This is a genomic window from Planktothricoides sp. SR001 (assembly GCF_001276715.1).
Taxonomy (GTDB): Bacteria; Cyanobacteriota; Cyanobacteriia; order Cyanobacteriales; family Laspinemataceae; genus Planktothricoides; species Planktothricoides raciborskii.
On sequence record NZ_LIUQ01000049.1, the window covers coordinates 39,582 to 49,077 of the forward strand.

The following is a 9,496-nucleotide window of genomic DNA, read 5'->3' on the forward strand; positions in this document are numbered from 1 at the left end:
GCCCCTACGACTTTTCACTTCTCCCCTGCACCCCTGCACCCGATGGCGGCCCCTGCCGCCCATTCCCTGTTGCCTATTCCTAGCTAAAAATAACTATAAAATTCGTTGCACGGTCAAAGATTCACCGGGAGATAGTCTTTTGATTTCCGCTGTTAAATCCAGCCAAGGTTGCAATTGCCCCGGTTGAAATGTGCGACTCATCACCACATAAATCGAAGTTTGATCGCAGCCAATTCCTGCGGACAAAACCTTGTCCCAAGATTCAGCACTTAGGCTATCCGTAATCTGTAATTGCCCATCAATCCACTGCAAACGACGCACAAATTTAAATGGCGCTTTTTGTTTCCCCGTAATCAGCATTTTTTGCAATATTTTTCTAATCAGATTCGGGAAAAATCGCCCCACCGTTAACATGACGCCGCGTAGAATAATTAAATTTAGCGGCGTCATCAGCTTTTGTTTTGCCCACCCCAGATGACCATGAATAATGATTTCATTTTCTCCCAGTTCATATTCATAAGTATCCACTAAATGCCCCACGGCATTTTTGGCTTTTTTGCCGTCAGAAACCAGCAAAGAAAACTGGGTATCTGAGGCAACGAGTTGGCCATCTATAAATAGTTTAAATACTCCACCCTTGTTAATTGCTAGATAAAGTTCAGCCATCGCGGTTTTATGTGGCTCATTTCCTGATATATTTTCCTGGTTATGTGACTGGATAGATTCAGATTTTAATTCATTGTTTTCCGTCGATAATGGGGATTTTGCTGCTGGTTTTTCCGGGGACGGCGAATTTGACAAATATAGATAATCTTGAATTTTTCCGTTATTAGCATCCTCTAAATTTGCTAATTTTTCTGGCAAATGCTCAGTTATTTTCTCAGTTATTGCCTCAGTTATTGGCTCAGTTATTGGCTCAGTTATTGGCTCAGTTATTGGCTCAGTTATTTTACTATCTGGGGTGACATTTAAAACATTTTGAGGATTTCCTGGATTAGTTTCTGGACTGTTTTCGCTATCAAGCTGAGGTATATTGTTATCAGGATGTTCCGCATTGGCAATGACTGTTCGCCAAATCATAATTTGGGCACCGGGAAACCAAATCTTATTTGGCTTATTACTTGGCTTATTTAGCGATCGCGCATAACTTTGGGGGCGATCGCTAACAAAATCTCGCCATGCCAGTAAATAATTCCAAGTATGATGACCAATAATATGATCGTCCGCATAACAGGGATTTAAATTATTGGCTAAACCAATTAAAAATTGGTCATTAATGGTTAAAGCTTCTGGCAGCCATTCACCGACCAACTCAAACCCATGAGGAAAGAAATTATAAGTATTCCGACTGGTATATTCGCCCCCATAAGAACCATCAGGATGCACAAAATGGGTAGCAAATTCTACTGCTTTCTTTAAAGGTTCTTTTAAATGGGAATCTGGCCATAGTTGATAAAGCCTTGCTAAAGCAGAAATAGCCAGAGTATGATATCCCGGATCGCAGCCTTCATATTCTTGAAACCAGCCTTCACTATTTTGCCAAGACAATAATTGTTCTAATCGTCGCAGTTTAGCCGATTCCCATTTGGAAGTTTCTAAAAGTTTGCCAGTTAATTCCAAGCAGAGGACAATTAAAGCTTGGTGATTCGCGAGTTTACCACTTTCTTGATGATGGGCTAACCAGTCAGCCCGACGTTCAAAAAATTTCAATAATTCATAGTGATTAAGTTCTAATTGACGATAGCTTTCTAGACAAGCTAACAGAGAAAAAGCCGCCGCCCCAGCCGCCCGTTCAAAGGGGAAATAGTCATCACAAGACCCATCTTGATGGGCGCTGTGGGCTGCGTAGAAAATTCCCGCTTCTACCCAGTCTCTAATCACCGGCTTTTGATAATAAGGATTGTCTGGCAAATTAGTCTGATAGACTAAGGTCAGGGGCCACACAAATTCTTGAGCCATGCCACTGGGAAAGTCAATAATTTTATAGTGCCAAAAGTTGCGGTCAAAACAGCCATAAGTCGGACTATGGGGGTTACGGTCTAGCAGGGTGAGAATTTTGGGAATTTGCCCGATCGCCTCACGAGCAAATAAGTCTCGATTCACGATTTGATTCACGGTTTGATTCACGGTTTGATTCACGGTTTGATTCACGGTTATATGCACTTCCTGATTCATGTTTAACTTATTTGTATAATGTAGAAAAGTCAGCGATCGCCACTTTATATAGCACTTGTCAGAGTGATGAAGGACAAAAAACCTGTCATTCCCGCGAATGCGGGAATCCAGAAAACCTCTGTACTTCATCCAGATAATAACCGCTATAATTAATCACTATATAATGTAGAGCAGATTCGGCAAAATTAAGCACAAATTATTTTTTTTAGGCTTAATCATGGTCAATTATGCGAAATTATTCCCAATTATCACCAAACCCTAAACCCTAAACCCTAAACCCTAAACGCTAAACCCTTGTTCTTATGACCCAATGGCTGCCCAGACCCGATAAATTATCGATCGCCTCCGAAGAGGTGCATATTTGGCAAGCGGATTTAAATCTCCCTTGGCCAAAAATTGAACAGTTGCAGCAAACTCTTTCCCCAGACGAACAACAAAGGGCTGATCGCTATCGGTTCGATCGCGATCGCCAGCATTTTATCGCCAGTCGGGGGATTTTACGGCAAATTCTCAGTAATTATGTAAACTCTCACCCCAGTAAACTAGAGTTTACTTATAGCCAAAAAGGAAAACCATCGTTAGTAACAGACAATTATCCGGGGGAACAAGAGAAACTAGAGTTTAACGTATCCCATTCTCACGGCAGGGCATTATATGCGATCGCCTGTCACCGAAAAATTGGCATCGACCTAGAATATATCCGCCCCGTAGAAGTACAAAACTTAGCTAAAAGATTCTTTTGTCCCGCTGAATATCATGCCCTAACTCAACTGCCAAAACCACAGCAAGAAAAAGCTTTTTTTCACACTTGGACTTGTAAAGAAGCCTACTTAAAAGCCACCGGCGAAGGCATTATTGGCTTAGAAAAAGTAGAAGTATCCATCAATCCCGACCTCCCAGCGAAAATTATCAAAATTGCCGGAAATTCTCAGGGGATATCATTATGGCAAATAGAAAAATTAGAGGTCAATTATGGCTATATGGCAGCAGTGGCTATGCAGCCCCCTAGTAATGTGATTAAATATTGGTATTGGGGAGAAAGCTAAACTTTCTAATCATTACCCGGTTTTTTGGCGCCATCATTCAGGGGTTTTAACTGACTGGTTTCAATCTCAGCCCGCCGCATTCTTAGTTGAATTTCTTCTAATAACTTGCGATTCACCGCCAGCAAATCTGCCACCAACCCCAAAATCCATAATTGAAACCCCATCAACATCAAAATTGCGGCCAAAATCAAACTAGGAATTCGAGTTCTTTCTGTCCCAATCAAAAAATAAATTAACCAACGGAATCCCAACCCAAAACCGATGGTAAAAGGAACCCCGCCGAGAAGCAAAAAGAATCTCAGGGGTTTATAAGTCATAAAAATTCTAAAAATAGTAAAAATAGACCGTTTAATATAAACCGGAATACTTTTTACCAATCGAGAAGGGCGTAAATAACCATTAGTTCTAATGGGGACAGAAGTAATCGCCATCCCCTTTTGTCCCGCTTGAATAATCGTCTCTAAAGTATAAGTATATTCATTAAAAACATTTAACTGCATTGCCGCTTCCCGACTAAATGCCCGAAACCCACTAGGGGCATCCGGGATATCCGTTTGACTGGCTAAACGTACCACCCAACTGCCTAATTTTTGCAATAATTTCTTGGTTGGCGAAAAATGTTCAATATCCAAAATCGGACGGGCACCAATCACAATTTCGGATTCTTTTAACAGAATCGGCTGAATTAGTTTAGGAATATCTTCAGCACAATATTGATTATCCGCATCCGTATTGACAATAATATCCGCCCCCGCTTTGAGTGCCCCTTCTAAACCAGCCATAAATGCTTTAGCCAAACCTTGATTTGTGGGCAAATTTACGATATAATCCACCCCGCAAGCTTTGGCTACTTCCACAGTGCGATCGCGGCTGCCATCATCAACCACCAGCCACTCAACACAATCCACCCCTGGCAATTGGCGAGGCAATTCTGATAAAGTAATGCCCAAGGTGGCTTCTTCGTTATAACAAGGAATTTGAATAATCAGTTTAGTCATCTATCAACAAATCAACCAGCAAACTCTCAGAAAATCTTATGATAAATTCACCGCTATACTCATATTTAACCAGTAAACTAGACTCTTAACCTCTGGGTCTAGTGTCTAGTGTGTTCGTTGTTCATTGTTCGTTATTGGTTATTGGTTATTTGGGTCAAACAACCAGCAACCAATCACAATCACAATCACAATCAACAATGAAAAAAATGACATCTAAAAGTTGTATGATGCTGTTAAATTAAGTTTTACTTATTGATTCATTCATTGGGACTTATCCAAGTCATTCTTTTTTTTACTAGCAGCCCGATCTTTACCACAGGTTAACACCTATGCATCTCAGCGAACTTAAGCATCCGAACCAATTACACGGTCTATCGATTCACCAACTCGAACAAGTTGCCCGACAAATTCGGGAAAAACATTTAGAAACGATCGCCGCAACCGGGGGACACCTCGGCCCCGGTCTGGGAGTGGTGGAACTCACCCTAGGACTATACCAGACCCTTGACCTGGATCACGATAAAGTAATTTGGGATGTGGGACACCAAGCCTATCCCCATAAACTCATCACAGGTCGTTACAACAACTTCAGTACCCTGCGGCAAAAAGATGGGGTAGCGGGATATCTCAAACGGTGCGAAAGCAAGTTTGACCATTTTGGGGCGGGTCATGCGTCCACCAGCATTTCGGCAGCCTTGGGCATGGCGTTGTCTCGCGATATGAAAGGGGAAAAATTTAAAGTAGTCGCCGTAATTGGGGATGGGGCTTTAACTGGGGGCATGGCCTTAGAAGCGATTAACCATGCGGGTCATTTGCCTCATACTAACCTCATGGTCGTGCTCAATGACAATGAAATGTCCATTTCGCCTAATGTGGGCGCAATTCCTCGTTATCTGAATAAAATGCGTCTGAGTCCGCCGGTACAGTTCCTCAAAGACAACTTGGAAGAACAGTTTAAGCAGATTCCTTTCCTGGGTGAAACTTTTACCCCGGAAATGCAGCGGGTGAAAGAAGGGATGAAGCGGTTGGCAGTGCCCAAAGTGGGCGCGGTATTTGAAGAGTTGGGCTTTACTTATATCGGGCCGGTGGATGGTCATAATTTAGAAGAACTGATTAACACCTTTAATGAAGCCCATAAAATTCAAGGGCCGGTGTTGGTTCATGTGGCCACAACTAAAGGCAAAGGATATGCGATCGCGGAAAAAGATCAGGTAGGCTACCATGCCCAAAGTCCCTTTGACCTAGCCACGGGTAAAGCCATTCCTGCCAAAAAACCCAAACCCCCCAGCTATTCCAAAGTCTTTGCCGAAACTCTGATTAAACTAGCGGAAGATAACCCCAACATTATCGGCATTACGGCGGCAATGGCCACAGGGACAGGATTAGATAAATTACACGAGAAACTGCCCAAACAATATATTGATGTGGGCATTGCGGAACAACACGCCGTCACCTTAGCCGCAGGGATGGCTTGTGAAGGAATCCGCCCAGTGGTGGCCATTTATTCTACGTTCTTACAACGGGCTTTTGACCAAATTATTCACGATGTTTGCATCCAAAAGCTGCCAGTATTTTTCTGCTTAGATCGGGCAGGAATTGTCGGGGAAGATGGCCCAACTCACCAAGGACTTTATGATATTGCCTATTTGCGCTGTATCCCCAATATGGTGGTGATGGCCCCGAAAGATGAGGCGGAACTTCAGCAAATGTTAGTCACCGGAATTGAATATACTGAGGGCGCGATCGCCATGCGTTATCCTCGTGGCAACGGTTACGGTGTCGCCTTAATGGAAGAAGGATGGGAACCTCTGCCCATTGGCAAAGCGGAAATTCTCCGCCAAGGGGATGATGTACTAATCCTCGGCTATGGATCGATGGTCTATCCAGCCATGCAAACCGCCGAAATTCTCAGCGAACATGGCATCGAAGCCACTGTGATCAATGCCCGCTTTGTCAAACCCTTGGACACTGAGTTAATTTTGCCCTTAGCAGAAAAAATTGGCAAAGTGGTGACTATGGAAGAAGGCTGCCTCATGGGTGGCTTTGGGTCAGCAGTTGCCGAAGCGTTGATGGATCATAATGTTCTCGTCCCCGTGATGCGTTTGGGTGTTCCCGACAAGCTGGTGGATCATGCTAAACCCGACCAGTCTAAAGCAGAGTTAGAACTAACTCCCGCCCAAATGAGCGATCGCATCCTCAAAACCTTCAGCCGTCAACTCACCCCAGTCAACTCATAACACCAAATACGGTTGTCAAAACCCCTTTATAAAGCCATCTGTCATTCCCGCGAAGGCGGGAATCCAGAGCGTGTTTTCGGGGATTATCGTAGGGGCGATTCGCGAATCGCCCCTACAGGAGAACCGAATTTGGTTTTAAGTTGCGGGGTCAAACAGCAAAAAACCCGCCAGCGTGCGGGTTTTTTTGCTCAAACATCGAGCGGACTTGGATGATCAGCCGCCGATCTAAAAATGGGTGACCTGGGATTCGAACCCAGAACCAGCGGATTAAGAGTCCGATGCGCTACCGTTGCGCCAGTCACCCCTCCGGCTCAATTACCGTTATCGGCATTATACAATAACTTCTGAAAAATTTCAATCCGATCCATCCGATCCAGTAGGCAAAAGCTTTTATCCGTAGGGTGTTGTTCCGAGCGGTAACGCACCAATACAATTTGGAGTAGGGTGTTGTTCCGAGCGGTAACGCACCAATACAATTTGGAGTAGCTGTCGATCGCCTTGATCTATAGCATTGAGGACTGCCGCAGCCACAGGATCGGGGCAAGCGATCGCGGTGACAGCCGAACATATAAAGTCTTTGCCTAAGTGCGATCGCCATTCATCTCCCAAACAACAAATAACAAATAACAAATAATTTATTTAGAGTTTTAACCCCTCACCGAAGATCAATAGATCAATTTTGAAGAAATGTAACTGACTTTAAGGATTTTTTCTCCAACCAATGCTCATTAGTCTTTTTTTATGATCGAGATTTTTCCCGAACCACTGAAAAATTTGTACTTCCATATTACTGATTTTTTTGGCTAATAAATCAGCCAAAATGTATTGTCATTGTCTTTGTTTTTATTATTAATTAATTTTTACATAAAAAAATAGCTTTATTTTAGGGGAAAAAATCATAATATATTAATTAAAAAATTTTTTTTATTTTTGTAAAAAAGTATTAAGACTTGACATAAAACTTCATAAAATATTAATCAATGTTAAATTTTCGTCCAACACAAAAAATAGAAATACAATAGAAAAAAACCCATATAAAATCAAAACAGGAGATTGTGTGATGGCAGAAATATTGGGCGACAGCACTGCCAATAACCTCGTCGGCACTGGCAATGGCAACGACAGTATTGTCGGATTTGAAGGAGACGATACCCTCTGGGCTGACTGGAATTGGAATATAGGCAACAACACCCTCGATGGGGGGACTGGATCGGATTACCTATATGCTTCCTCTGAGAGTAACCTTTTGCGGGGTGGGGACGACAACGACATCCTGGAAGTTTACGGTTGGAACAACACCTTAGAAGGAGGCTTAGGGGACGACACTTATAACCTCTACTATCCCTCTGCAAATACCATCCAAGATGCGGGAGGAACCGATATCCTCTCGACTGGTTTAAAGCTATCTTTAAATGGGTTGGCGGTCGGTGAAGCCGGACTGGAAAAACAAGGCACCAGCTTGGTGATTGACATCAACCAAGACGGCATAGCAGACACTAGCCAGGACTTAGTAATTCTTGACTTCTTTAATGCAGCGGGTACGGGCGCGGGCGCGGGCTTCATCGAAAAGATTGACTATCTCGACGGCAACGAAATTCTCACCCCACCTACCAGCCCCAATATCATTACCGGCACTGCCAACGCCGACAACCTGGAAGGCACCAACGCCAATGACAGCATTATCGCCGATGCCGGAGATGACTATATTTCCAGCGACGGAAGCGGCAACGACACCTTGCTTGGCGGTGATGGCAACGATAATCTGATCGATTTTGGTGCTGGCAATGATTTCTTAGATGGCGGTATCGGCAATGACACGCTCGATGGCGGCACTGGCAATAACACTCTCGATGGGGGTGCTGGTGATGACTACCTGTCGAGTAATAATGGCTATTATTACTATGGCTATTCCACTCAAGATAGTCTGTTCGGCGGTGATGGCAACGATACCTTACTTGTTGGATCTTACTGGTTAAGCAACACTCTGGATGGAGGGGCTGGAGCGGATAGCCTTTACAGCAGCTACTCTGACAGCAGCCTTTTCCGGGGTGGCGAGGACAACGACATCCTGGAGGTTTACGGATGGAACAACACTTTAGAAGGAGGCTCCGGGTCAGATAACCTTTACAACTACTCTGACAGCAGCCTTTTGCGGGGTGGCGACGACAACGACCTCTTGGAAGTTTATGCCTGGAACAACACCCTAGAAGGAGGTTTAGGGGATGACACTTATAACCTCTACAATCCCTCTGGAAATACCATCCAAGATGCGGGAGGAACCGATATCCTTTCGACTGGTTTAAAGCTGTCTTTAAATGGGTTGGCGGTCGGTGAAGCCGGACTGGAAAAACAAGGCACCAGCTTGGTGATTGACATTAACCAAGACGGTATAGCAGACACCAGCCAAGACTTAGTAATTCTTGACTTCTTTAATGCAGCGGGTACGGGCGCGGGCACCGGCTTCATCGAAAAGATTGACTATCTCGACGGCAACGAAATTCTCACCCCACCGACCAGCCCCAATATCATTACCGGCACTGCCAACGCCGACAACCTGGAAGGCACCAACGCTAATGACAGCATGATTGGCGATGCCGGAGATGACTCCATTTCCAGCGATGGCAGCGGCAACGACACCTTGCTTGGCGGTGATGGCAACGATAATCTGATCGATTTTGGTGCTGGCAATGATTTCTTAGATGGCGGTATCGGCAATGACACGCTCGATGGCGGCACTGGCAATAACACTCTCGATGGGGGTGCTGGTGATGACTACCTGTCGAGTAATAATGGCTATTATTACTATGGCTATTCCACTCAAGATAGTCTGTTCGGCGGTGATGGCAACGATACCCTCTTCATTGGAAATTACTGGGGGTACAGCAGCACTTTGGATGGAGGGGCTGGAGCGGATAGCCTTTACAGCAGCGGCTCTGACAGTAGCCTTCTGCTGGGTGGCGACGATAACGACATCCTGGAAGTTTATGGCTGGAACAACACCCTAGAAGGAGGTTTAGGGGATGACACTTATAACCTCTAC

The 9,496-nt window shown here is 44.4% G+C and carries 7 protein-coding genes and 1 tRNA gene; 4 read left to right on the plus strand and 4 right to left on the minus strand.

All coding sequences use genetic code 11. From position 1 onward, the window contains the following. Positions 1–93 precede the first annotated feature (93 nt). Positions 94–2,103 carry a hypothetical protein gene (locus AM228_RS35610; RefSeq protein ID WP_231636912.1) on the minus strand — a complete coding sequence of 670 codons (2,010 nt, stop codon included), beginning with the start codon at positions 2,101–2,103 and terminating at the stop codon, positions 94–96. A gap of 83 nt (positions 2,104–2,186) precedes the next feature. Between AM228_RS35610 and AM228_RS36365 the strand changes: the two genes are divergently transcribed. Continuing rightward, positions 2,187–2,312, plus strand: a complete 126-nt coding sequence (locus tag AM228_RS36365) for a hypothetical protein (protein WP_255353250.1) — start codon at positions 2,187–2,189, stop codon at positions 2,310–2,312. A gap of 165 nt (positions 2,313–2,477) precedes the next feature. Next, on the plus strand, positions 2,478–3,221 hold the full coding sequence (locus tag AM228_RS22510; RefSeq protein WP_054469188.1) for a 4'-phosphopantetheinyl transferase superfamily protein: 744 nt from the start codon (positions 2,478–2,480) through the stop codon (positions 3,219–3,221). 5 nt (positions 3,222–3,226) lie between these two features. Here AM228_RS22510 and AM228_RS22515 read toward each other — a convergent pair whose 3' ends face one another. Beyond that, positions 3,227–4,219, minus strand: a complete 993-nt coding sequence (locus AM228_RS22515) for a glycosyltransferase family 2 protein (RefSeq protein ID WP_054469189.1) — start codon at positions 4,217–4,219, stop codon at positions 3,227–3,229. Between the two features lie 329 nt (positions 4,220–4,548). Here AM228_RS22515 and dxs point away from each other — a divergent pair, with 329 nt between their 5' ends. Beyond that, the gene (dxs, locus tag AM228_RS22520) at positions 4,549–6,456 is read left to right on the plus strand and encodes a 1-deoxy-D-xylulose-5-phosphate synthase (RefSeq protein ID WP_054469190.1); all 1,908 of its coding nucleotides are present in this window, start codon (positions 4,549–4,551) and stop codon (positions 6,454–6,456) included. Between the two features lie 232 nt (positions 6,457–6,688). Here the strand turns inward: dxs and AM228_RS22530 are convergent. Together AM228_RS22530 and AM228_RS33330 are read right to left on the minus strand one after the other, a co-directional pair. Beyond that, positions 6,689–6,760: transfer RNA gene (locus tag AM228_RS22530), tRNA-Lys, on the minus strand. 86 nt (positions 6,761–6,846) lie between these two features. Then, positions 6,847–7,086 (minus strand): hypothetical protein, encoded by a 240-nt coding sequence (locus AM228_RS33330; RefSeq protein ID WP_156331980.1) that lies wholly within the window; start codon positions 7,084–7,086, stop codon positions 6,847–6,849. A 442-nt stretch (positions 7,087–7,528) separates the two neighbouring features. Here AM228_RS33330 and AM228_RS33335 point away from each other — a divergent pair. Continuing rightward, positions 7,529–9,496: calcium-binding protein (locus AM228_RS33335; protein ID WP_304437849.1), on the plus strand; the 1,968-nt coding region annotated here is incomplete at its 3' end.

Coding starts and splice junctions, on each gene's coding strand:
- AM228_RS22510 (WP_054469188.1), top strand. CDS start 2,478: ATGACCCAATGGCTGCCCAGACCCGATAAATTATCGATCGCCTCCGAA.
- dxs (WP_054469190.1), top strand. CDS start 4,549: ATGCATCTCAGCGAACTTAAGCATCCGAACCAATTACACGGTCTATCG.
- AM228_RS22515 (WP_054469189.1), bottom strand. CDS start 4,219: ATGACTAAACTGATTATTCAAATTCCTTGTTATAACGAAGAAGCCACC.